The sequence below is a fragment of the Pirellulales bacterium genome (assembly GCA_036499395.1).
Classification (GTDB): domain Bacteria; phylum Planctomycetota; class Planctomycetia; order Pirellulales; family JACPPG01; genus JACPPG01.
Window position 1 is genome coordinate 31,750 of record DASYDW010000107.1, and the last position, 22,188, is coordinate 53,937.

Annotated in this window: 18 protein-coding genes; 13 read left to right on the top strand and 5 right to left on the bottom strand. The window is 61.4% G+C overall.

Annotated elements, in window-relative coordinates:
- The first annotated feature begins 25 nt into the window (after window positions 1-25).
- The 9 genes from VGN12_19750 (at window position 26) to VGN12_19790 (ending at window position 8,023) form a co-directional block, all read left to right on the top strand.
- Window positions 26-1,210 (top strand): acetate/propionate family kinase, encoded by a 1,185-nt coding sequence (locus tag VGN12_19750; protein ID HEY4311690.1) that lies wholly within the window; start codon window positions 26-28, stop codon window positions 1,208-1,210.
- A gap of 4 nt (window positions 1,211-1,214) precedes the next feature.
- A complete protein-coding gene (locus VGN12_19755; GenBank protein HEY4311691.1) occupies window positions 1,215-1,532 on the top strand; it encodes a EutN/CcmL family microcompartment protein in 318 nt (105 codons plus the stop codon).
- 198 nt (window positions 1,533-1,730) lie between these two features.
- Window positions 1,731-3,158: an aldehyde dehydrogenase family protein gene (locus VGN12_19760; GenBank protein ID HEY4311692.1), complete on the top strand. Its 1,428-nt coding sequence runs from the start codon at window positions 1,731-1,733 to the stop codon at window positions 3,156-3,158.
- 63 nt (window positions 3,159-3,221) lie between these two features.
- On the top strand, window positions 3,222-3,482 hold the full coding sequence (locus tag VGN12_19765; protein HEY4311693.1) for a EutN/CcmL family microcompartment protein: 261 nt from the start codon (window positions 3,222-3,224) through the stop codon (window positions 3,480-3,482).
- Between the two features lie 24 nt (window positions 3,483-3,506).
- Complete coding sequence (locus VGN12_19770) at window positions 3,507-4,319, top strand: hypothetical protein (GenBank protein HEY4311694.1); 813 nt, start codon at window positions 3,507-3,509, stop codon at window positions 4,317-4,319.
- 12 nt (window positions 4,320-4,331) lie between these two features.
- Window positions 4,332-4,637, top strand: coding sequence for a EutN/CcmL family microcompartment protein (locus tag VGN12_19775; protein ID HEY4311695.1), 306 nt, complete (start codon window positions 4,332-4,334; stop codon window positions 4,635-4,637).
- A gap of 110 nt (window positions 4,638-4,747) precedes the next feature.
- Window positions 4,748-5,635, top strand: a complete 888-nt coding sequence (locus VGN12_19780) for a class II aldolase/adducin family protein (protein HEY4311696.1) — start codon at window positions 4,748-4,750, stop codon at window positions 5,633-5,635.
- Window positions 5,636-5,669: 34 nt separating this feature from the next.
- The gene (locus VGN12_19785) at window positions 5,670-6,614 is read left to right on the top strand and encodes a lactate/malate dehydrogenase family protein (GenBank protein HEY4311697.1); all 945 of its coding nucleotides are present in this window, start codon (window positions 5,670-5,672) and stop codon (window positions 6,612-6,614) included.
- A 116-nt stretch (window positions 6,615-6,730) separates the two neighbouring features.
- The gene (locus tag VGN12_19790) at window positions 6,731-8,023 is read left to right on the top strand and encodes a hypothetical protein (GenBank protein HEY4311698.1); all 1,293 of its coding nucleotides are present in this window, start codon (window positions 6,731-6,733) and stop codon (window positions 8,021-8,023) included.
- 46 nt (window positions 8,024-8,069) lie between these two features.
- Here the strand turns inward: VGN12_19790 and VGN12_19795 are convergent, their stop codons facing one another.
- From VGN12_19795 to VGN12_19805, 3 genes are all read right to left on the bottom strand, one after another.
- Window positions 8,070-10,019 carry a prolyl oligopeptidase family serine peptidase gene (locus VGN12_19795; protein HEY4311699.1) on the bottom strand — a complete coding sequence of 650 codons (1,950 nt, stop codon included), beginning with the start codon at window positions 10,017-10,019 and terminating at the stop codon, window positions 8,070-8,072.
- 249 nt (window positions 10,020-10,268) lie between these two features.
- Window positions 10,269-11,684, bottom strand: coding sequence for a neutral/alkaline non-lysosomal ceramidase N-terminal domain-containing protein (locus VGN12_19800; protein ID HEY4311700.1), 1,416 nt, complete (start codon window positions 11,682-11,684; stop codon window positions 10,269-10,271).
- A gap of 116 nt (window positions 11,685-11,800) precedes the next feature.
- Complete coding sequence (locus VGN12_19805) at window positions 11,801-13,174, bottom strand: amidase (protein HEY4311701.1); 1,374 nt, start codon at window positions 13,172-13,174, stop codon at window positions 11,801-11,803.
- 148 nt (window positions 13,175-13,322) lie between these two features.
- On the opposite strand from VGN12_19805, the gene VGN12_19810 reads away from it, so the two are divergent.
- From VGN12_19810 to VGN12_19820, 3 genes are all read left to right on the top strand, one after another.
- On the top strand, window positions 13,323-14,228 hold the full coding sequence (locus VGN12_19810) for an endonuclease/exonuclease/phosphatase family protein (GenBank protein ID HEY4311702.1): 906 nt from the start codon (window positions 13,323-13,325) through the stop codon (window positions 14,226-14,228).
- Window positions 14,229-14,679: 451 nt separating this feature from the next.
- Window positions 14,680-15,273 carry a DJ-1/PfpI family protein gene (locus VGN12_19815; protein HEY4311703.1) on the top strand — a complete coding sequence of 198 codons (594 nt, stop codon included), beginning with the start codon at window positions 14,680-14,682 and terminating at the stop codon, window positions 15,271-15,273.
- 200 nt (window positions 15,274-15,473) lie between these two features.
- Window positions 15,474-16,430, top strand: coding sequence for a hypothetical protein (locus VGN12_19820; GenBank protein ID HEY4311704.1), 957 nt, complete (start codon window positions 15,474-15,476; stop codon window positions 16,428-16,430).
- Between the two features lie 31 nt (window positions 16,431-16,461).
- Here the strand turns inward: VGN12_19820 and VGN12_19825 are convergent, their stop codons facing one another.
- Window positions 16,462-18,174, bottom strand: coding sequence for a glycosyltransferase family 39 protein (locus tag VGN12_19825; protein ID HEY4311705.1), 1,713 nt, complete (start codon window positions 18,172-18,174; stop codon window positions 16,462-16,464).
- Between the two features lie 387 nt (window positions 18,175-18,561).
- Between VGN12_19825 and VGN12_19830 the strand changes: the two genes are divergently transcribed.
- Window positions 18,562-20,412, top strand: coding sequence for a GTPase domain-containing protein (locus tag VGN12_19830; GenBank protein ID HEY4311706.1), 1,851 nt, complete (start codon window positions 18,562-18,564; stop codon window positions 20,410-20,412).
- A gap of 136 nt (window positions 20,413-20,548) precedes the next feature.
- On the opposite strand, the gene VGN12_19835 is transcribed toward VGN12_19830, so the two are convergent.
- Window positions 20,549-21,931: a neutral/alkaline non-lysosomal ceramidase N-terminal domain-containing protein gene (locus VGN12_19835; GenBank protein ID HEY4311707.1), complete on the bottom strand. Its 1,383-nt coding sequence runs from the start codon at window positions 21,929-21,931 to the stop codon at window positions 20,549-20,551.
- Window positions 21,932-22,188 lie beyond the last annotated feature (257 nt).

Genomic DNA, 22,188 nt, shown 5'->3' on the forward strand with positions numbered 1-22,188 from the left:
CCGCAAGACGGAGCGATGCACGAGCATGAAGATTCTGGTGGCTAACCTGGGCTCGACGAGCTTTAAGTATCGGCTGTACGACATGACCGACGAGCGCCAGCTCGCGCGCGGCGGGACCGAGCGCATCGGTTCCGCCGAAAGTCGTTCGTATGTCGATATCGGCGGCACGCGCCGCGAGATCGTCTCAAAGGTGCCCGATCATGCCGTGGCGGTACGGCGCTGTCTGGAGCAATTGACGGATCCGGAGAGCGGATGCTTGCAGGATGCGAGCGAGGTGGCCGCCATCGGCTTCAAGGCTGTACACGGCGGGCACATCAGCGGTGTACAGCGCGTCACTCCCGAAGTGTTGGCCGCGATGGACGAGATGAGCCCCGTGGCGCCGGCGCATAATCCGCCGTACATCACGGCCATGCGGCTGTTGCGCGAGGGGCTTCCCGAGATCCCGCTGGTGGCGGCCTTTGAAACGGGCTTTCATCAGACGATTCCCGATCGCAATCGTTTTTATGCCGTCCCGCGCGAGTGGGCCGACATGTATCACGTACGCCGCTGGGGATTTCACGGGGCCAGCCATCGCTACATCGCCGAGCGCACCGCCGAGCTGCTGGGACGCAAGGACCTGCGGATCATTTCCTGTCACTTGGGTGGATCAAGCTCCTTGTGCGCCATTCGCAACGGCGAGAGCGTTGCGACCAGCATGGGGATGAGCCCGCAGACCGGACTGCCGCAGAACAATCGCGTCGGCGATTTCGATCCGTTTGCCTTGGCCATAATCGTCGAGCGCACTGGCCGGCCGTTGGCCGAAGTGCTCGAAACCTTGGCCTCGCGTGGCGGATTGGCGGGCCTCAGCGGTACCAGCGGCGATGTGCGAGATCTCGAAGCTGCGATCGCGGCCGGCAGTAAGGACGCTCAATTGGCGCTGGATGTTTATATCGGGGCGATCCGGCATTGCCTGGGGGCGTACCTGGTCGAACTCGGCGGAGCGGACGTCATCGTCTTCACCGGTGGGATCGGCGAGAACGGCCGCACGGTTCGTGCCGCGATCTGCCAGGATCTGGGGCAGCTTGGCATCGAGCTCGACGCGGCGGCCAACGAGACGGCCAGCGGCGAAGCGGCGATCCATGCCTCGAGCAGCAGGACGCAACTATGGATCGTGCCCACGAACGAAGAGATCGTCGTCGCCCGGCAGGCGAAGGAACTTTTACAAGGTTAATCGCATGTTTGTCGCCAAAGTTACTGGGAGCGTCGTTGCCACCACCAAAGTGGATTCGATGGTCGGACACAAGCTGCTGATCGTCGAGCCGTATCGGGTCGATGGTCAGCAACGTGATCGGCTGGTCTCGACCGGCCGGACGTTTGTGTCAGTCGACACGGTCGGCGCCGGCCAAGGCGAGTTTGTCTTGATCGTGCAGGGATCAAGCGCTCGGCTTACGCCAGAGACGAAGAACCTGCCCGTCGACACTGTGATCATCGGCATCGTCGACAGCGTCCACGTCGATCACACGAACGTCTACAACCGCGAAAGCGAGAAGTGACCCATTTTAATCCCTCTCCCTTTGGGAGAGGTCAGGGTGAGGGGCAAAACGTTCATGACATCACCGCTTAACTCTTGCCGATAACGATCGCCATCGCTTAGCCCCTCCCTGACAGGGAGGGGGACTAAAAGCTCAAAAGCAAATCACTAAAACCTGAACGAAACCATTCGAACATAACCACCCTGATCGCGAATCATCATGCAAGCCACTGAAGCCGTTATTCGCAGCGTCGTCCAGGAAGTACTCGCCCGCATCGGCACCGTGCCGCCGGCCGTCAATGGTCGCGGATTCAACGGCCGCTACGGCATCTTCACCTGCGTCGACGAAGCGGTTGCCGCCGCCACCGAAGCCTTTCATCAGTTGTCGGACCGCACGATCGAAGATCGCAAGCGGATCATCGGACACATCCGCCGCATCTCGATCGAGCAATCGGTTGAACTCGGCACGATGGAAATGGAAGAGACCAAGATCGGCCGCCTGGTACACAAGATCGAAAAGCTCAAGACCTTGGGTGAAAAAACTCCCGGCGTCGAGTTCATGCGCAGCGAAGTCTTCAGTGGTGATCATGGTCTGGCCGTGATCGAGCACGCTCCGTTTGGTGTCATCGGCGCCATCACACCGGTTACGCACTCGCTGCCGACCATCACGGGCAATGCCGTCAGCATGATCGCCGGTGGCAACGTGCTGGTCGTCAACCCGCACCCCAGTGGCAAGCACGTGGCGGCCGAAGGCGTGCGCCGCTTCAACGAAGCAATTTATCGCGACGTGGGAATCGATAACCTGATTTGCGTCATCGCCGAGCCTACGCTGGAAACGGCCGACCAGATCTTCCGCCATCGCGGCATCAAATTGATCTGCGTCACCGGCGGACCGGCCGTGGCCCGGGCTGCGATGAACTCCGGCAAGCGTGCCATCGTGGCCGGCCCCGGCAATCCGCCCGTGGTCGTCGACGAGACGGCTGACCTGGATCGGGCCGCGCGTTCGATCATTCAAGGCGCCTCTTACGACAACAACTTGCTGTGCATCGCCGAGAAGGAAGTCTTCGTCGTCAGCAGTGTTTTCGACCAGATGCTCTCGGCGATGGATCGTGCCGGCGCGGCGCGGCTGTCGGCTCGCGAGGTCGACGCCTTTACCCGCGTGGCGATCACGACAGTGGGCGAGGGAGAACACAAGCACGACGTGCCGAGCAAGGATTTCCTGGGGCAGGACGCCAGCGTGTTGGCCGCCGGCATCGGCAAGCAAGTGCCGAAGTCGACCGAGCTGTTGTTCGGCGAGACCGACGAATCAAACCCGTTCGTGCCCGTCGAACAGATGATGCCGTTCGTTCCCTTCGTGCGCGTGCGCGACGTCGACGAAGCGATCGCGAAGGCCAAGCATTTCGAACATGGCTTCCGCCACACCAGCATCATTCATTCGAACAACGTGCGCAACATGACCCGCATGGGACGTGTGATGGACACGACGCTGTTCGTGAAGAACGGGCCGTGCATGGCTTCACTGGGGCTTGGCGGCGAGGGCTATCTGTCGTTCTCGATTGCCACGCCCACTGGCGAAGGCGTGACGACGCCGCTGACCTTCACGCGCGAACGCCGCTGCTCGCTGATCGACGACCTGCGCATCATCTAGAGCGTTTATCGGCTACTAACTACTGATTACCGGCTACTACCTACCAGCCACTAGCTACTACTCATGCAACTTGGACTTGTTGTCGGCACCGCGACCGCTACTCGCAAGCATGCTTCGCTCTCGGGCGTCAAGCTGCTGGTGGTGCAGGCGCTGTTGGCCGACGGCAAGCAGCCTGACGGTGAACCGGTGCTTGTAGCTGATCAACTCGGCGCCGGCACGGGCGAAACTGTGATGATTACGAGCGACGGCAAGTTCACCCGTGAAATGTTGAAGGACGACTCCACGCCGGTCCGCTGGTGTGTGATCGGGATACCGAACAACTGACGAGATCTGGAATCGAAAACTCCGGTGCCACTGCTGGCTCGTCCAGCACTGCCAGACCTGAAGAGCAACCTGATCGCGACCATAAATTTTCGCCTGATGCCCCTTGAAGTCGACATTGATGAAATCGTTCGCCAGGTGATGGCCGAGCTGCGCAAAAGCAGCACAGTCTCGCCCGCTGTGAACGGCGACACGAACAAACCGTCGACGCCGACTCCTGCCAACACCAAACCACAAGTTAGCCAACTCGAAATCTCGGAACGTGTCGTGACCCTCGCCACCTTGGAACATCGCTTGACCGATATCCGCCACGTCGTGCTGCGGCGCGGCGCGGTGGTGACGCCATCGGTCCGCGATGTGCTGCGCGAACGCGGCATTAACGTTTCTTACAGCAGCGAGAAGAACGCGACGGCTGCCGCTGTCACAATCGTGCTGGGCGTGGCCGAACTGGCCGAAGCCGGGAGTAAATCTGTTGCAACCACCTTCGTCGAGGCGCTGTCGCGCGAAGGGGCGAGCATCGAACGCGTGGCGGCGACGGGCCTGGCCAGTGTGACGAGCGAACTGGCGGATCATGCGGCGCGCGGTGGTCGTGCCACGGTATTGGTCACCAGCCATTCCGAGGCGGCCGTTTGCCTGGCCAATCGCGTGCCGGGGGTGCGGGCGGTCGGTGGGCGGGATGTTGATGCCGTGCGGCGCGGCATGAACGAGGTGGCGGCGAACCTGCTGGCCTTCGATCCGGCCGCGGCCCCGACCGCTTTTCGCCGCCTGATTCACGAATTTCGGACCGGCTGGCCCCGCCGCGTCCCCGCCGTGCTTGACCTACATTTTCCCAGGGTTTGACGAGACAAAGCGATGCGCATTGGCGAAGTCATCGGCACCGTGACATTGAGCCGCAGCCACCCGAGCCTGTCGGGCGCTTCGTTCCGGCTGGCGATTCCGCTGACGCTGGCCGAACTTACCCGCGGCGAGCGCGGTGCAGGCGAACCGATTGTCGTTTACGACGACCTTGGCGCCGGCGACGGTTGCCACATCGCAATCAGTGAAGGAGGCGAAGCGGCCCAACCGTTCCGCCCTAAAGACAAACCGATCGACGCCTACAACGCCGCGATCCTCGACACGGTCGATATTGCGGCCAACAGAAAGAACAAACGAAGGTAGGGTGCCCTGTGGGCACCATGATCCTGTAACGAATACAGAACGAAGACGGTGCTCACAGAGCACCCTGCGAAACAACGCAACGCACTCACGGAGAACCGACGGACAAAGCCATGAATATTCATCAACTGAAAAAAGACATCTGCGAAATTGGCCAGCGTCTCTACAACAAGGGATTCGCCGCGGCCAACGATGGCAATATCTCGATCCGCATCAGCGACAACGAAGTGCTCTGCACTCCCACGATGATCTGCAAGGGCTTCATGAAGCCCGACGATATTTGCAGCGTCGACATGGAAGGAAATCAGCTCTCGGGCCGGCGCAAGCGCACGAGCGAAGTGCTGTTGCACCTGGCGATCATGAAGGAGCGGTCGGACGTGAAAAGCTGCGTCCACTGCCATCCGCCTCACGCCACGGCCTTTGCCGTCGCGCGCGAGCCGATTCCGCAATGCGTCCTGCCCGAGGTCGAAGTGTTCCTGGGCGACGTGCCGATCACGAAGTACGAGACGCCGGGCGGACAGAAGTTCGCCGACACGGTGCTGCCGTTCGTGAAGAAGTCGAACGTCATCATCCTGGCCAATCACGGCACGGTCAGCTTTGGTGAATCGCTCGAGCGGGCCTACTGGTGGACCGAGATTCTCGACGCTTACTGCCGCATCCTGATGCTGTCGAAGCAGCTCGGCCGCGTCACCTTCTTCTCGCCCGAGCAGACGCGCGAGTTGTTGGACCTGAAGCAGAAGTGGGGCTTCAGCGACGCACGCCTCGAGCCGGGCATGGAAAACTGCGACATCTGCGCCAACGACGTCTTCCGCGACAGTTGGAAGGACGGCGGCATCGAGCGGCGTGCCTTCGACGCTCCGCCCGTCGCGCCGCGCTTTGCCGCAGCAGCCAAGCCATCGGCCAACGGTGCGCCGACGACCAACAGTGCCCCGCCAGCGAACGATCAGGACGCGCTGATCCAGGCTATTACGGACCGCGTCCTGGCCGCGCTTTCGAAGTAATCATCGAGTCACTTTTGCTACTAGAGACGCATACATGAAAGTCAGCATTATCGGCGCGGCGGGGCTCGTTGGGTCCTGCACCGCCTTCGCTTTGCAGACCGGCCGCATTGTGCGCGATATCGCGCTGCTCGATGCCAATGCCGAGGGAGCAGCCGGCCAGGCGCTGGACCTCGTTCATGGCAGTCCGCTGATCGCGGACCAGGTAATTCACGCCGGCGGTTACGAAAACATTCCCGACAGCGATCTGATCTGCATCACGGCCGGATTGCGACGCAAGCCGGACGAAAGCCGGTTGGATTTGATCAATCGCAACACGGATTTGTTCTTGAGCATCCTCGACGAGGTGCGCCGCGTCGGCTATCGAAAAGACGCGATCGTCCTGGTCGTGTCGAACCCGGTGGACGTGTTGACCTACCTGGCAGCGGATCGACTCAGTCTGCCACGGGCGCAAGTTATCGGTCTGGGAACGCAGCTCGACACGATCCGCTTCCGCAGCCTGATCGCCGCGGCTATGCACGCCGCGCCGACGCAGGTTTCGGCCGTGATCCTGGGTGAGCATGGCGACAGTATGGTCCCGATATGGTCGAGCGCCACGGCGGCCGGCTTGCCGCTGGACAAGTACCCCGGCTGGACGCCGCACCTGGCTAACGAGCTGTTCACCCGCACCCGTGGCTCGGGCGCCGAAGTGATCAAGAAGAAGGGGGGCGCTGGTTTCGCCGTCGGCATCGCAATTCAAGAAGTGATCGAATCGATCGCCCTAGACCGTCGTCGCGTGTTGCCGATCTCGAGCGTGCAAGAGGGGTGTTACGGCATCCGCGATGTCGCGCTGTCCGTGCCGACAGTTGTTGGGCGTGCGGGGGTCGTCGATCTCCTCGAGATCGAGCTGTGGCCTAAAGAACTGCAAGCTCTTCGTAAAAGCGGACAGGTCCTGCGTGAAACCGTCGACACCGTTTTGTCACGCGTAGGAGCCACCCGTTAAGTAGAAGAATCCCTCCCTTTGGGAAGGGAAAAAACGAATCCCTCTCGCGCCGGGAGAAGGCAGGGTGAGGGGACGCAAACCACTCGCCCGGCACAAGACAAGTAAGCCAACTCGCCATGCAAAAATCGCTCGATCGCAAGCTCGCCGCCATCCATGCCGATCCATCCGGCTCGCGCGAGTTCATTATCGCCGACGCCAAGGATGCGGATATGGCTTTCGGCATCGGCGCTCCCGGGCAGTCTCCCGAGATGCACGCCGGTGAGGTTCGCCTGCGCACGCTGGCTGAGTATCGCGAACAGATGCGGCAAATCGTCCGGCAAGGGCATGTCGATATCATGCTCATGTCCGCCAGTAGCAACGACCAGTTGACGATTCAAGAGGGGCTGTTCGAGAACAGCCACGTGACGCCCGCCGCCCGGGCCAACGACACGACCGACATCTTCGTGCTGCGTGGCAACAAATACATTGAGGAGCCGTCGCGTCCGTTCCGCACGGCCGCGATCGATCACATCCAGTGCGGCCACGTCGATTGCGCGCCCAACGAGCGCGGCCGGGGCGCGGACCTGGGCCTGTACAGCATCACGTTCAACAACCGCTTGGACGAAGACCTGCGGGCGGTCGACGAATATCGCCGCTTTCGGCTCGAGGCCGAGGCGAAGGGCTTTCGCCATTTCCTCGAAGTCTTCGATCCCAACGCACCCGTTGGGCTCGATCCGGCGAACCTGCCGCAGTTCATCAACGACGCGATTGCGCGCACGCTGGCTGGCGTGGCCCAGGCCGGACGGCCCGTGTTCCTGAAGGTCGTTTACCACGGCCCCAAGGCGATGGAAGAGCTGGTTGCTTACGACCCGCATTTAGTCGTGGGCATTCTCGGTGGCGGGGCAGGCACGACGTACGACGCCTTTAAGTTGATCGCCGAAGCACAGAAATATGGCGCTCGCGTGGCGCTGTTCGGCCGCAAGATCAACCAGGCCGAGAACCAGTTGGCGTTCGTCGAGTTCTTGCGGCTGATCACCGATCGTGTCATCAGTCCCGAGGACGCGGTTCATGCTTACCACAGCGTGCTCGAAAAGCTGAAGATCAAGCCTCACCGCTCGTTGGCCGAAGACCTCGAACTGCGCACCGCGGTAATGAGCTACGGCGGTGGCAGCACCGTCACCGTGCCGGCCGGTGTACCAGCGGCGCAGGGTGAAAAGAAAAAAGATTGCGGCTGCGGATGCGGCGGCAAGAAGAAAGCCGAGACGGCGGCGGGCAATTGCGGTTGCGACGGCAAACCCGGCGCAGCAACAAAGGATAAGTCCACATCATCGGCCGATGGTAAGCCGAACTTTGCCCACATGAGCCCGGCCGAGAAGCTGGCCTACAACCAGCGCGAACGCGACCGTATCTTCGGTGCGTCAAATCGCTGAGCGCAAGAGCTTCTCACTCCACAACTCATCACTTCGCGCTCAGCACTTATTTCAAATTTTCGCCCAAGAACAGCGCCTCGACCGCGGTCAGGTAATCGCGGTTGTCTTTCTTGGCGAAGCCGTGCCCTTCGTTGTCGGCGTACACCGTCCACACGGCGCGGCCGGCGGCGCGGACACGATCGGCGATTTGCTGCGCTTCGGAGAATGGTACCCGCGGATCGTTGACGCCGTGGACGACCAAGAGCGCGGATTGGACCTTGTCCACGCGCCCGGCCGGATTGATCTGCTCGAACACAGCCCGCATCTCGGGCTTACGCTCGTCGCCGTATTCGGCACGGCGCAGATCTTGCCGGTAAGGGCTGGTGTTTTGCAAGAACGTGATAAAGTTTGCGATGCCTACGATGTCGATGCCGGCCTTGATCCTGTCGGGAAAGTTCACGAGCGACGCCAGCACCATATAGCCGCCGTACGAGCCACCGGTGACTGCCACGCGGGACGCGTCGAACTCGGGGCGCGTCTTGACCCAATCTAAAAGTGCGCCGATATCACGCACGCTATCTTCGCGTCGCTCGGCGTTGTCCAGTTGCAGGTAGGTTTTGCCGTAGCCGGCCGATCCGCGCACATTGGGGTAGATAACGGCCAGCCCCATCTCGTTCACCTGGTACTGCGTGACGCCCGAGAAGAGGGGCCGGTACTGCCCCTCGGGTCCGCCGTGGATATTGATGAGCACGGCGGTCTTATGCTCGGGCGAGGCGGTGCGCGGCTTGAAGACATAGGCCGGAATCTGCCGTCCGTCGAACGTGGGAAATTGAATCCGCTCGGGCACGACGAATGATGCCGGATCTAGCCCACCCACTTCGCTGAACGTCCATCGCGTGAGCGCACCGTCGGCCAGTTTACAGGTATAGGCGTCGGCCGGTGCGTCAGGCCGCGCGATCGAAAATCCCAGGGTCGCGCCGTCGGGCGAAAACTCGAGCCCCGTCACGATCCCCAGCGGCAGCTTCAGCTCGCGCTTGTTTTTCCCCTCGAGAACGAACAGCCGGCTCGCCCCATCTTCGTTGATGGTGAAGACGACCGCGCCCGTCGTGGGATCGACGACGACATCCGCCACGTCCCAGGAGATGTCCTCGGTCAGCCATTCGTAGCTCAGCGTCGTCAGGTCGAGCCGGGCTAGTTGCAGAAACTCTCCCTTCGCATCGCACGTGACAAACGCCGAGGCACCATCCTTGGCAAAGACCAGTGTTCCGAACGAGACTTTCCCCTCGGCCGGAATCGGCAGTGGCTTCATCTCTTTCTTGGCGATGTCGAAGATCGCTGGGTACGACTCGTTGGCCGACACGTAACGGTTCATCAGTAAACGCGTGCCATCCAGCGACCAATCCGTGGCCAGCCAATACTCGCCCGACGTCTCGTACAGTATCTGCATGCTGTCCGGTTTGCGGGTGTCGGCGATGTAGACGTCGGTATCACGATTGTTGCGACGATTACTGTTAACGATCATTCGTGCGCCGGAGTGCTCGACCGGCCCGAGCAGGTTGCGAGTCTTGCCGTCGGTCAAGAGCGTGGTCTTGAACGCCGCGCGGTCGAGCAGGTAGACCTGCTCGTTCTCGTTACCACCCTTGCTCATCGAGATCAGGATTGCACCATCCTTGGCCTGCGGGATGAAATTTCCCGTGCAAGGCTCGTCGAAAAACGTGATCTGTTCACGGCGCCCGCCGGGCGTATAGACGCGATGCAGTTGCACCGAGTTGCCGAAGCGCGTGCGAATCAAGATGCCGGCGTTATCTCCTGGCTGATCTGACCAGCCGAGAAACTCGGCACTGCGCATGTTCTGGTATTGCGTCAAACGATCGACGAGCGCCTGCGGCACCGTCGGCACGCCGGTCGTGGCGATCGCCGCTGGACGATTAGGATCGGCCGGCTCTTCGGCGTTTGCCGCAGCGATCGCGGTTGCGAGCAAGAGCGCGAGAGCAGTAAACGCCGGCATCACACTCATGCGGCAACGGCTAACAAATCCCTCTCCCTCGCTTCGCGCTCGCCAGGGTAGGGTGAGTGGGTCGGCACTGTAATTTGGTTTGCCCTCACCCCTGCCCTCTCCCAGAGGGAGATGGGGAAATTTTGCTCTGCTGTTTGATTTCCAATAGCCAACGCAAGCCGCACTCATTGCCTCTTGCCTGCCGTGCATGCCGAACTCCTTTTTGCTGCTCCCTCACCCGGCCTCTCCCAATGAGAGAAGGGTAATTAATTACTTTCCATTCGCCGGCGCTAGTTCCTTCACGCGATTTTCGAGCGCTCCCATCAGCACGCCGGCCATCAATGGTCCGCAGCTGTTCTCTTCGCCGTACTGGCTCTTCTTGCGGCCGTAAGCGAACGGCGGCGTGTGGTCCCACTGCCGCTTCGGAATGATGTAGCCGAGCTCGTCGTTGGCCAGTCCAATCAGCATGATCTTGTCGCCCGGCAGTAATTGCGTGACGGACTTCTCCAGCGGCGCCTCGGGGAAGTCGGCATTCGGATCGGCCGGGTCCTGGAATTTGCCGTAGACCAGCTCAGGATAGATTTCCCCGGGCACGCCGGCGATATGCAACTGCCCGAAGCGCAAGTATACGACCTCGCTGACGCCGGCCGCGACTTCGCCTTCGGCTCCCTTGATCGGCCCGCCGATGACTTCGAAATCACCGCTCCAGGCATGCCCCTCGCGCTTAAGCACGCCGGCCATCTGTGCCATGCGATAGAGGGGATTCTCCAGCGGCACGCTGATCGGCTTGGCCGAGAAGGCCAGCGGTGATAACTCGAGCGGCTTGGCCGAGTCGATCGCCTTGATCGCCAGGTCCGCGACTTCGTTGCCATACGCTTCGGCATATTCGAACGTCTCGTCGGGAATCTTGCGCGAGTCGCGATATCGGTTCGATGGCGTCGTCATCAGGCCCCCGACCGCGCCGCTGAAATAAACCACCGGGCATTGATATTTCTTTTCCAGCCGTTTGACGGTCTGCCAGATGAAGTCGGCCGTCAGCAGCTTGTTTTCGCTTCCCAGCGCCTCGGGGTGGCAGCTCCATTGCACGATCAGGCCGGCCGGTTTCTTATCGGCTCCCAGAACCTTCACGGTGCGAATGACGCCGTCCGGCACATGCGGCTCGCGACTGTCGCGCAGTAGCGTGGGATCATCGGCCGTGCCGTACTCGCCCGTCGCCGGCTTGGCAGCCGAGTCGGCCTTCTTCACTGCTTCCACCACACGATCGACGATCAATTGCAGATAGGCGGGATCGACGCCACTCTTGAACGGGCTCGGCCCCCACAACCCCAGCACGTCGGGCCCTTCGTGATTGTGCGTGCTCGAAACCAGGACGTAATCAAAACCTTCGAGTCGTTTACGGATTTCTTGTGTCGTCGGATATTGAATGCCTACGACGTCGACGGCTGCCAGCGCGATCTTCTTCTTACCATCGTTCAAGACGACGGCGCGGACGAAGAGGGGATCGTGGACGCCCGTCGCGCGACGGTTCTGCCCGTAACCAGCGATCCACACGGGATTCGGTCCGTTGACGTCCGGCGTGACGTCGGCCGTGGCAAAACCCACCTTCAAGGCATCCGCGGCTTTCACATCACTGTTCGCCATGAGAAACGCAACGATTGCCAACAGGCACGCGAACACAATCTTCATCGACTTGCTACCTCAAAGAAGAATATTCAATGACCAAGTTCGGAAACCCTTGGTCGACACGATTACAAGTGCATCGAGTCACGAATGCTGACTACGGAGAACACACGGCGACTATACTAACCCACCGCCGCACACTCGGCGAGCAGCGGCGGTGGGGCCGAAAAACCAATCTCGGCCTCGCACCAATGAGCAACCGACAACAGTGGTCCTTCGGTCCAACGTCCGCCGATCAATTGCAGCCCGACGGGCATCTGGTCGACGCTCGACAAGCCGCACGGAAAGCAGACCGTGGGCAGTCCGGCGTAGCTGAATGGCGCGTTGAAACGAGGGTCGCCGGTCGTTTCCGGACCGGGGGCCGTGGTGGTTGTGGCGGGCGTGACGATCGCGTCGTACCCGGCGAGCTTCAGTTCCAAATCGCGTGCGAAGTGCCGCTGATGCTCGAGCGCCTCGGCAAACTCGACCACCGTGGCCGCGAGCCCCTCGTCCATTAGCGCCGCGATGCAGGGGCCGTACTCCGCGCGTCGTTCGGGGAAATTGTTGCGATGATGCGTTGCGGCATCGATCGCCATGATGCGGCGATGGTTTACGATCACGTCGGCAAAGCTCGGTGGTGGAGCAATCCGATCGACCGTGGCGCCAGCAGCCACGAGCTTCGCAAGCGCCTCGTCGACGCTCGCCTGGACGTCGGCCGTTGCGGCCTCGGCAAAGAAGCCGGTCAGCAGCGCCAGTCGCGGCGGCGTCTCCCGCGCTGACTCGGCGGTGTACGTCGGCGCTGGGATGTCGATCGAAATGGGATCCTGCGGATCGTAGCCCGCGATGGCCGAGAGCATGATCGCCAGGTCCGTTACATCGCGCGCGATCGGCCCTGGATGATCGAGATGAAAGCTCAGCGGAACGATGCCTGACAGACTGGCTCGGCCGTACGTCGGCTTGCAGCCGGCGACGCCACAATATGCGGCCGGTCGCGTGATCGAACCGCCGGTTTGCGAACCCATGGCGGCGATGCACATGCCGAGCGCGACGGCCGCGGCGGACCCGCTGCTCGATCCGGCCGGCGTGCGCGCCAGATTCCAAGGATTGCGCGTAGGGGGCGGATCGAAGCTGGCGAACTCGGTCGTCACGGTCTTGCCAAGTATCACGGCGCCCGCTTTGCGCAGTTTGGCAACGACTGGCGCGTCGTACGCCGCGACATTGCCGATACGCAATCGTGATCCCGCCAGGGTTGGCCAGCCGGCGACGTCGATGATGTCCTTGATTCCGATTGGCACGCCGTGCAAGAGCCCGCGGTGACGCCCCCCCTGCAACTCGGCGTCGCGCTCGGCGGCCTGACGGCGCGCCCCCTCGGCATCGACCAGCACCCAGGCTTGCACCCGATCTTCGAAGCGATCGATCCGCGCCAAGCAGGCGTCGACCAACTCGCGCGACGTGGTCCGACCCGCGCGCAACAGTTCGCTGGCTTCGTGGATCGTGGGGATCTGTGTCATGCTCATCAGGAAACTCGGGCGGGCCATGCAGAGGATGTATCGGTGGATAGGGCGCCATTGTAATACGTCGGCCGCGGTGCGTGGCAACGGTCGGCGGCGCCCACTATCATGTGGCCGAGGGGACTGTCGCAACGGAAGGGGAGATCAGCCGGTGATGTTGCATTCCACGATCAACTACGAATCTGCGCGGCTGCGGCAATTCCGCCGAAGCGTGATGTGCGGCTTGCTCGTACTCGTCGCGATGTTCGCCGGCCGGGCCACGGCCGATGAACCGGCCGGCGAGCTGAAGGTCATGACATTCAATCTGCGCTATGCCAACAGCAAGCCCCCGAATGCCTGGCAAGCGCGGCGGCCGGTTGCCAAATCGTTGATCGAGAACGTCAAACCGGACGTGATCGGCACGCAGGAAGGTCTATGGCAGCAGGTCAAAGACCTGGAAACCGACCTGCCGGACTATGGATGGATCGGCCTGGGCCGCGACGGCGGTAGCCGGGGCGAATTCATGGCGATCTTTTATCGCAAGGCCCGTTTCGAGCCGATGGAGTTCGACCACTTCTGGCTTTCGGACACGCCGGAGCGCATCGGATCGACGAGCTGGGGTAACACCAACCGGCGCATGGTCACCTGGGTGCGATTCAAAGAGCGCGACGGTGGCCAGGAATTCTACTTTCTCAATACCCATTTCGATCACCAGGTGCAGCAGGCGCGGGAGAAGAGCGCGGCCTTGGTCGTGAAGCGAGTCGACCAGTTGATGACGAAGTTGCCGATCATCCTGGTCGGCGATTTCAATGCCGCGGCCGGAAATAATCCGGCCTATGACGCACTGATCAAAGACGGCAAGTTCGCTGACTCGTGGACGGCGGCGGAAAAGCACGGGCCCGCGATCGGCACTTTCCACAATTACGCGGGATCCAAGGAAAACGGGCCTCGCATCGATTGGATCCTCACGCGCGGACCGGTTCGTGCCGTGAACACCGAGGTCGTCACGTTCTCTGACAAGGAGCAGTATCCGAGCGATCACTTCCCTGTCGTGGCGACACTACAACTGAATCCGCAATGAAAGCCGACAAGGGGTATTCACCCCCAACGGAGTGTGCCTCCAGAAACCGGCCCTGCCGAGAGGAGATGGCAGGCTGCTGCGGTGCCAAGAGATGATTGGGAATGCCGGCAAATCGCAGACTTTACCAACAGCGCAAAAAAGAAGCCCCCGCAGGTGGGGCAGGAACCTGCGGAGGCCGACCTGTTGTGAGCAAGCTCACAGCAGTAAGTCCAAGTATGCACTTGAATCGGCTGGATGCAAGGCATTCGTTGATGCCTTACGGAATTGTAAAGCCGGTGGCATTTTATCCCCCATTGGTGTAAGTACCCTCGCATCGAACTGTGCGAGAAATACGCAAGCGCGTCGTCGTTGCACGAGTTCGGTTTGGTTCTAAAAAGTTCCTCGCCCCTCGAACGTGCGGTGCTGTTCCTCGGAACTGTTACAGGCCGTTAATCCACGGAGAGAATCGCTCGTGTCGAAAGTCTTGATGCCGATCGGCGACGCCACCGAAGTGCTGGACACAATGTACGCCTTCTTCCGTTTACCGGAGGATGGATTCGAGGTGGTCGTCGCCGGCCCCGAAGCGCGCATGTATCACATGGTGCTCCACGAGATTCCGCCAGCCGCCGATCCGCGCTGGGACATCACGCGCGAATCGCCCGGGTATCATCTGCCGGCGACGATCGCTTTTCGTGACGTCGATCCGACGGAGTATGCCGGGCTGTTCGTTTCCGGAGGGCGCGCCCCGGAATACCTGCGCTACGATCAAGATTTGCTGCGCGTGACGCGACATTTTTTCGAAACCGGTAAGCCGGTTGCCGCGTTGTGTCACGGCGTCGAAATCCTCACAGCGGCCGATTGCATTCGCGGTCGGCGCGTAACCACCGTCGCGAAGTGTGCGCTCGATGCCGCTCAGGGAGGAGCGACCTACGTCAACGAACCGTGCGTCCTGGACGGCAACCTGGTCACGGCCCGCACCTGGCATGACAATACGCCGCTTTTGGCCCAGTTTGTGAAGATGCTGAGGAATAGTAGGCAGCCGGCAGTGACGAATAGCAGCCGGTAGCGAGTTTTTCAGACGCGGGCGGCAGGCTCGGCCTGATAAGGCGTGCTGGCGCTCGCATCCTGTCGGTTGATTTCTGTCCAACGCGTTTTGCCGGGCGAATCACGGCCCTCGCCGGGGCTTTCATTGTTTCGCACCCCCCTCGGGCTATAATTCGGCTAGCGTGCGTGATCTGCGGACGTGGAATTACGGAGACTCTGGCGATGTACCGCCGATGGAATCAGTGTGTGCTGGCGTTGTCTCTTGTTACGGTCGCTGGCACTATCGTCGCTGCGGGGCGCAAGGATAACGGATCCGCGGACTCGAAGACGGCGTTCCTCCGTCTCGCTCGGGACGCCAACGATCAGCCGGTCTCGATGGAGACCGCGATCGTGCGCTACAAGGCGCAGAACGCCGACAAGCAAGATGTGACGATCGACCTGATCGGCGCCGTTCACATCGGCGAGAAGTCGTACTACGACAATCTGAATAAGGAATTCGAGAAGTACGACGTACTGCTATACGAACTGGTCGCGCCCGAAGGGACCCGCGTTCCGAAAGGGGGCGGCACAGGCAGCGGCCATCCCGTGGCGCTGTTGCAAAACGGCATGAAGGACATGCTCGAACTCGAGCATCAGCTGCACCACATCGACTATCACAAAGACAACTTCGTGCATGCGGACATGTCGCCCGAGGCTTTCTCGAAATCGATGGAAGATCGTGGCGAGAGTATCTGGACCATGATGTTCCGCATGATGGGACAGCAAATTGCGCAGCAGAACAAGCGCGCCAGCCGCACTTCGGAAGCCGATCTGTTCATGGCACTGTTTGATAAGAATCGTGCCCTGAGCTTGAAGCGCGTCATGGCCGAGCAGTTCGAGGATCTGGAAGGAGCAATGGGGGCGCTGGAAGGACCTGGCGGATCGACCCTGATCACCGAGCGCAACAAGGTCGCCCTTAAGGTACTGGCCGAGCAGATCGCGGCGGGCAAGAAGCGGATCGGCATTTTCTACGGGGCCGGCCACATGCCCGATATGGAGAAGCGGCTGATCAAAGATCTGGGCGCTTCGCGCGATGAAGAGCGCTGGCTCGTGGCGTGGGATCTGCGTAGTAAGGCCAAGCGACCGGCCGACGCCAAGCAACCTGCCGAAACTGAGAAAGCGGTTCCGGCGGCAAATTAATGTCGCGCATCGGTTGACCCGGCACGGCCGGCTACTTGCGCTGCGTGTCGTCTTGCGGCGCCTTCGCCATCGGTGAGTTAACCGTTTCTGCCGGCTGAGCGCTGACGGCCTTCGCGTGGAACTCGAAGACCTCGTAGCAGGCGAACCGCGGGGGCTCCGGCGGCCAGTTGAGTTGCACGCGATAGGTCTGCTCGCCCGTCAGAGTGTAGTTCGCACTCATTTCGTGCATCCAAGCATCGAATTGCTTTGTGTCGCGTGCCTCGCCCTCGAGCGAGCAAGCCACGCAGCGGAGCGGCCGATCGGCTGGTAAATCCGCCAGGCTGACGCGCCGTGGCCCCTGGCGATGCACCGGCGAATAGGTCCTCTGGTAGCAGACATAATCCTCGGGCACAGCGGCTGACGTGAAGTGTTTCCCCAAATCGGTGTGTACGCACACGATTTCGCCTTCGTTGGCATTCTCTTTCCAGAACCAACGAACGAAGCCACGATGATCGAAATCGACCTGCCGCTTGTAGGGCTTGATCACATCTTTCGCGAACATGCCTAAGGCAATGACGAACAAGAGTGCGACCGTCGCTTGAAACGCTCGACGCCGCAGATCGGCCTTGGCGATTGCGGCCAAGAGCGTCGCGGCCCCCAGCCCGATCGCCAAACAAGCGAGCGCCCCGTAATACTGTGACAGCCGGGCGCCACCGTACGGATAGCGCCGCAACACCGCGGCCACGAATGCCAGCGCCAGTGGACCGACTACCAGAAGCGCCAGGGTGCGATCGCGTCGTCGCGCCAGTACGACGACGCCGACGATGAAGCAGGTCAGCGATAGGATGCTGCCGAAGTGATCGTCTCCCACGGGGTAGGCCATCATCTCGCCGCCGTGAATCGTGCCCAGCCACGCAATGAATGCCAACGGGCGCATCGGCGGAAAGCCTTCGGCCCAATACTCATGCATGAACTTGTGCGTCGCCTCGTATTGCGCCGCCGTGACCGATTTCAGCATCACCAGGAAGACGATCGCGACCAGTACGTTGTAGAGAGCAAATGCGACCCAGGTTTGAGCATCGCGCGAGCGCCACACCGGCAATAACAGCGCCAATGCGACGCCGCCGGCGACGAAGATCGTGGGATTCGAAAATACGATCGCCAGCGGCCCCGCCACGGCCAACGCCCATAGCCAGCGGCGCTGCGCGGGGTTCTGCCACCAGCACACGGCCAACCAGGCGAGAAGCAATCCGAACGTCAGGTCCGAGCCGTACGGCTTGCATTCGGCCGCATGCCGCACGGGGTAATAACTCACTGCCAGAATGCCCACGGCCAGCACCATCGGCACCTTGCCCAACACGCGCGCGGCCAGATCACGAAAGATGAACAAGCCGACGATGCTGGACACTACGGCAAACAATCGCAAGGACCATTCTGAAAAACCAAACAGCTTAATCGCCGTCAGCTCGGCCGCGATGTAACCGACCGGCGCCACCTGCTGTAGTGACAACGGCTTGAGTACGTCGCCGTAACCGCGATCGAGATAATTCTGAATCAGCATCAGCTCGTCTCCCCAGAACGGAAAGTTGAGCAAGTAGCGTCCCAATCGCAGTCCGATACCAACCGCCACAAAGGCCCACGCCAGTCGGTCGAGGCGGCGTTGCGACTGTTCGTCCGGCAGCAAGTTCGGCACGTCGAATCGTGCATACGGGCCGGATGTCGGCACAGCCACTACAGAAGCGGATCTGGCAAGCGTATCGCTCATGGCAGGAAACCCGGGGAGACGATTGGCGGAGCGGGCGGGAAAAAAGCCGCCAGAGGATAATCCCGTTCTCGCAAACCGGGCAAGAGCATCGCGCCAGCCAGATGAGCCGTTTGTCGCGCCATGCAAGCGCCGAAACGGGACAATTCCGGCCGTTTCCCTCAAATCGCGACCCTCCCAAGAGCGCCTGTCGGCGGTGCTATAATTGAAAAATCCCTCGCCCTTGCGGGGGAGAGGATAGGGTCAGGGGCATGCGTCGAGAGCATTCTCATGCCCCCCCTCTGCACCTCGACCAACCGCGAGCGTCACACGCGACGAAGATTACGGCGCTGCTAGCACCCGCCTGCATCAATGTGCAACGACCTCGCAGACTCGCAGCGCGATTGAAGAATGGCCGTCGATTTCCACGCCTGGGCCACGCAAATCCAATCGCTCGACCGTGCGCTCGCCGAACTGCGCGCCACGGCTCAAAGCCTGGGCGTGCCACCTCCGGCGGGTGAAGAGTGGTACGAACTTCTCACGCATAAGCTCGTACCGCAGGCTTCGGCGCCACCGGCGCTCGTGGTGGCGATCGTCGGCGGCACGAATATTGGTAAGTCGGCGATCTTCAATCATTTGGCCGGTGAGACGGCGAGCGCCGTCAGCCCCTTGGCCGCTGGCACGCGTCACCCGGTTTGCTTGGTGCCGCACGATTTCGACGATGCCGCGGCGCTCGCGCGATTATTCACAGGCTTTGAATTGCATGGCTGGCACGGGGCTGATGATCCTTTGGCAGACCTGCCTGAGCATCGATTGTTTTGGCGGGCCGGCGCGGCCATGCCTGCCCGATTGCTGCTGTTGGACACGCCCGATATTGATTCTGACGCGCCGGTGAATTGGCAGCGTGCGGACATCATCCGTCAGTCGTCAGATGTATTGATCGCCGTGCTGACGCAGCAGAAATATAACGACGCCGCGGTGAAACAGTTCTTTCGGAAGGCGGCCGAGGCCGACAAGCCGATCATTGTGCTCTTCAACCAGGTCGACCTGGTGAACGATCGCGAGTACTGGCCACTGTGGCTCAGCACCTTTGCCGAAGAAATCGGTGCTAAGCCTGAGCTGGTTTATGTCGTGCCGTATGATCGGCAGGCGGCCGCGAACCTGACGCTTCCGATTTATCCTGTTGGTCCGACCGGACAGGACAAGCCTGGAAAGCCAGGCTCGCTGCGCGAAGATCTGGCTGCATTACACTTCGACAAGATCAAGTTGCGCACTTTTCGCGGGGCGCTTGTGCGGCTGCTGGATCAGGATTCCGGAGCGCCGGCCTACCTGGAGCGAATCCGTTATCGGGCGGGCGAGTTCGCCGCCGCCTCGCAAGCGATGGCTGCGGCCGAAATGGCCCGCGTCCCCTGGCCCGTCGTGCCGACGCAGTTGCTGGTCGATGAGATTCGCGATTGGTGGGATGAGCACCGCAGCCCCTGGTCGCGTCGCGTGCATGGCGTCTATCGCACGCTGGGGCGCAGCGTAGGCTGGCCCGTGATGGCAGCCTGGCACGCGCTGAATGGTCCGCCGACGGATCCGCTGATAGCATTCCGCGCCCGCGAGCGCGCGGCCATTGTCGAGGCCGTGGAAAAACTACTCGACGAATTGGACCGCTTGCGCCGCCTGGGTAATGAAACGCTGCGCCCGCGCTTGGAGACACTGTTGTCCGGCGACAGCCGCGCTGAGCTGCTGTCGCGCATCGAAGCCGCGCACGCGCAACTGCCGGCGCTCGACGACGATTACCGCGCGACGTTGCGAGCGGAGCTTGATCGTTGGGGGAGCGAAAACCCCGGAGCCGTATCGTTTTTGCAATCGCTCGATCACGCCACGGCCATCGCCCGCCCCGCGATTACGGTCGTGCTGCTGGTGACCGGCACCTTCGTCGGCAGCGAAATGATGGGGCAGACCGCGCTGCACCTGGCCGGGCATACGGCCGGCAACCTGGCGGCCGAAGCCGCGATCGCTGGCGGAATCACGGTCGGTGGTGACGCCGTGGTGACCGCCACGGGCGAAGGGGTGCGGCAAACTGCAGCGCGCTTGTTCCGCCGTCTTCAGAACAGCTATGCCGAATCGCGCGCCGCCTGGCTGGCCGGCTGGCTCGATCGCGAATTATTGGGAGGGCTGTTGGCCGACTTGCGCCGCGGCGCTGACGCGCAGCGCAACCCGGCATTTCGCGTAGCGCAGTCAGCACTGACGGCGCTACGCGAGGTGGGCGAATAACTCCATCCTTGCTTGGGCTTTCGTGTAAAGCGGCAACAAAAAAGCACGAATAACGAAATCCGGCGTGCGGCTTCGTCATTCGTGCTTTGATTCGTCCTGAAAGACCAACGCCTCGGGAACTTGGTGTTTCCCGTCGCTACTGCTTCTTGGGCTTCGGCTCGGGGAACTTGCCCAACATCGTGTAGATGTTCAGTAGTGCCTGATTCATGCAGCGCTCGCCGGCGCCGATTTCGGCGGGCGAGACCGGGGGATCGGCCCCATAACCCCCTTCGCTCACGGCCTCGATCGTGGGGAAATACATGTTGTGACCGTTGCAGTAACCGAAGAACAACGTGTTCGGCACATAGCTGCGTTCCTTCAAGCGGTTCGAGTGGTTCGAGAAGAACTCGCCCGATCCACCCACGAGCGCCGTATCGCCGTTGAGCAGAATCGTATTCAGCTCGGGCGTGATGCCGTTCTTCGATTCCTCGACGAAGTTTGCGACCAGTTCCGGAAAGAAGGCCGAACCGTAGCCGGCGATGATCAACGGATTCGAGAAATCGACGCGCGAGGGGAACGTGATGTGGTCTACCTTACCGACGATGCCGGGATGCTCAGGTTTCTTGGTCTCGATGGCACGGGCCACTTCCAGCACCTGGTCGGCCAGTGCATTGCCCATGTGAACATAGTTGGCGACCTTTTCGGCGCTGTCGGTCTGCGGCTCCGGCGGAGGGTTGGCGCTCATGTCGCCCGAGGCTCCTTGCATGAAGACGCAATGCGTGCCTAACGTTTCCTCGACCTTCTTCTTCATCGCGCCGGGATAATCGGCCGAGAACTTCAAGACGATTGCGTTGATCATCGTCGGGTGGGCCGCGAAGTTCACCAGCACCGAGATCGGCTTTCCTTGTTCGTCGTCGAAACGCATCACGGCCAGCATCGGCTCGGTCGCTGGCGGTTGACGCTTCGTGTGACGATTGCGGTTGTACGTTGTATTGCGCGTGCCGATTCCCATCTTCGCCGGCTTGGCATTGCGATCCGCTTCGAGAATCGCTTCGATCAACATGTCGGGCAGCTTCTGGCTGTAGGCGACAGAGTCGTCGAACTTTCCCTTACCGAGTCCATCCTTGTCGACCAGCTCGATCACGGGCCCGTGATGCGAATGGCTACCTGAGATCATGACGTGATCGATGCCGGCCTTCTCTTTGATCTCCTTGCGAATCTTGGCCATCATCGCCTGCGTGGGCCCGCGCCCAATATCCGTGCCCACGATTGCCAGCTTCTGGTCGCCGGCTTGAATGACGATCGCCTTGGCGTAGAGCGGGTCGAGTGCGCCTTGCGACAACGCGGCATGGCGGGCACCGTAGCCCCACATCGGGACCGGCGCCTGCGGCGTGAGGTCGCGCGTGGCAGTGCCGACGTTAAATTTCGCCTTATCGGCGTCGGCGGCGCGAACAGTCGCCGCAACAGTGGTCAAGGCCACGGCTGCCAGCAGGCAGACCCTGGAAAATGGAAATCCAAGCGTAAGAATTCGACGCGGCATGCGAAGTTCCTCTCGGGGCAGGGCAAAGAAGCGAGGCGACGGTGTTCGAGGCGGGCTACTGCAGGCATACCCGGCGGCGGGGACGTATGTTTCAGCAGGAAGCCCCCATGACCGGACAATTTCCACCGACTATAACTCCCCCAAGGGGCGGATGCCACTTGCGGCCGGGCGTAAGATTTCATTAAAAGCCTATCCGAGAACCTTGGCGGCTCTCAAGGCGACGATAGCGAATTGAAAATGGAGCAGGCCCAGATAAT

Coding starts and splice junctions, on each gene's coding strand:
- VGN12_19750 (HEY4311690.1), top strand. CDS start 26: ATGAAGATTCTGGTGGCTAACCTGGGCTCGACGAGCTTTAAGTATCGG.
- VGN12_19800 (HEY4311700.1), bottom strand. CDS start 11,684: ATGAAGATTGTGTTCGCGTGCCTGTTGGCAATCGTTGCGTTTCTCATG.
- VGN12_19795 (HEY4311699.1), bottom strand. CDS start 10,019: ATGAGTGTGATGCCGGCGTTTACTGCTCTCGCGCTCTTGCTCGCAACC.
- VGN12_19820 (HEY4311704.1), top strand. CDS start 15,474: ATGTACCGCCGATGGAATCAGTGTGTGCTGGCGTTGTCTCTTGTTACG.
- VGN12_19775 (HEY4311695.1), top strand. CDS start 4,332: ATGCGCATTGGCGAAGTCATCGGCACCGTGACATTGAGCCGCAGCCAC.
- VGN12_19785 (HEY4311697.1), top strand. CDS start 5,670: ATGAAAGTCAGCATTATCGGCGCGGCGGGGCTCGTTGGGTCCTGCACC.
- VGN12_19790 (HEY4311698.1), top strand. CDS start 6,731: ATGCAAAAATCGCTCGATCGCAAGCTCGCCGCCATCCATGCCGATCCA.
- VGN12_19835 (HEY4311707.1), bottom strand. CDS start 21,931: ATGCCGCGTCGAATTCTTACGCTTGGATTTCCATTTTCCAGGGTCTGC.
- VGN12_19780 (HEY4311696.1), top strand. CDS start 4,748: ATGAATATTCATCAACTGAAAAAAGACATCTGCGAAATTGGCCAGCGT.
- VGN12_19830 (HEY4311706.1), top strand. CDS start 18,562: ATGGCCGTCGATTTCCACGCCTGGGCCACGCAAATCCAATCGCTCGAC.
- VGN12_19755 (HEY4311691.1), top strand. CDS start 1,215: ATGTTTGTCGCCAAAGTTACTGGGAGCGTCGTTGCCACCACCAAAGTG.
- VGN12_19765 (HEY4311693.1), top strand. CDS start 3,222: ATGCAACTTGGACTTGTTGTCGGCACCGCGACCGCTACTCGCAAGCAT.
- VGN12_19760 (HEY4311692.1), top strand. CDS start 1,731: ATGCAAGCCACTGAAGCCGTTATTCGCAGCGTCGTCCAGGAAGTACTC.
- VGN12_19805 (HEY4311701.1), bottom strand. CDS start 13,174: ATGAGCATGACACAGATCCCCACGATCCACGAAGCCAGCGAACTGTTG.
- VGN12_19810 (HEY4311702.1), top strand. CDS start 13,323: ATGTTGCATTCCACGATCAACTACGAATCTGCGCGGCTGCGGCAATTC.
- VGN12_19825 (HEY4311705.1), bottom strand. CDS start 18,174: ATGAGCGATACGCTTGCCAGATCCGCTTCTGTAGTGGCTGTGCCGACA.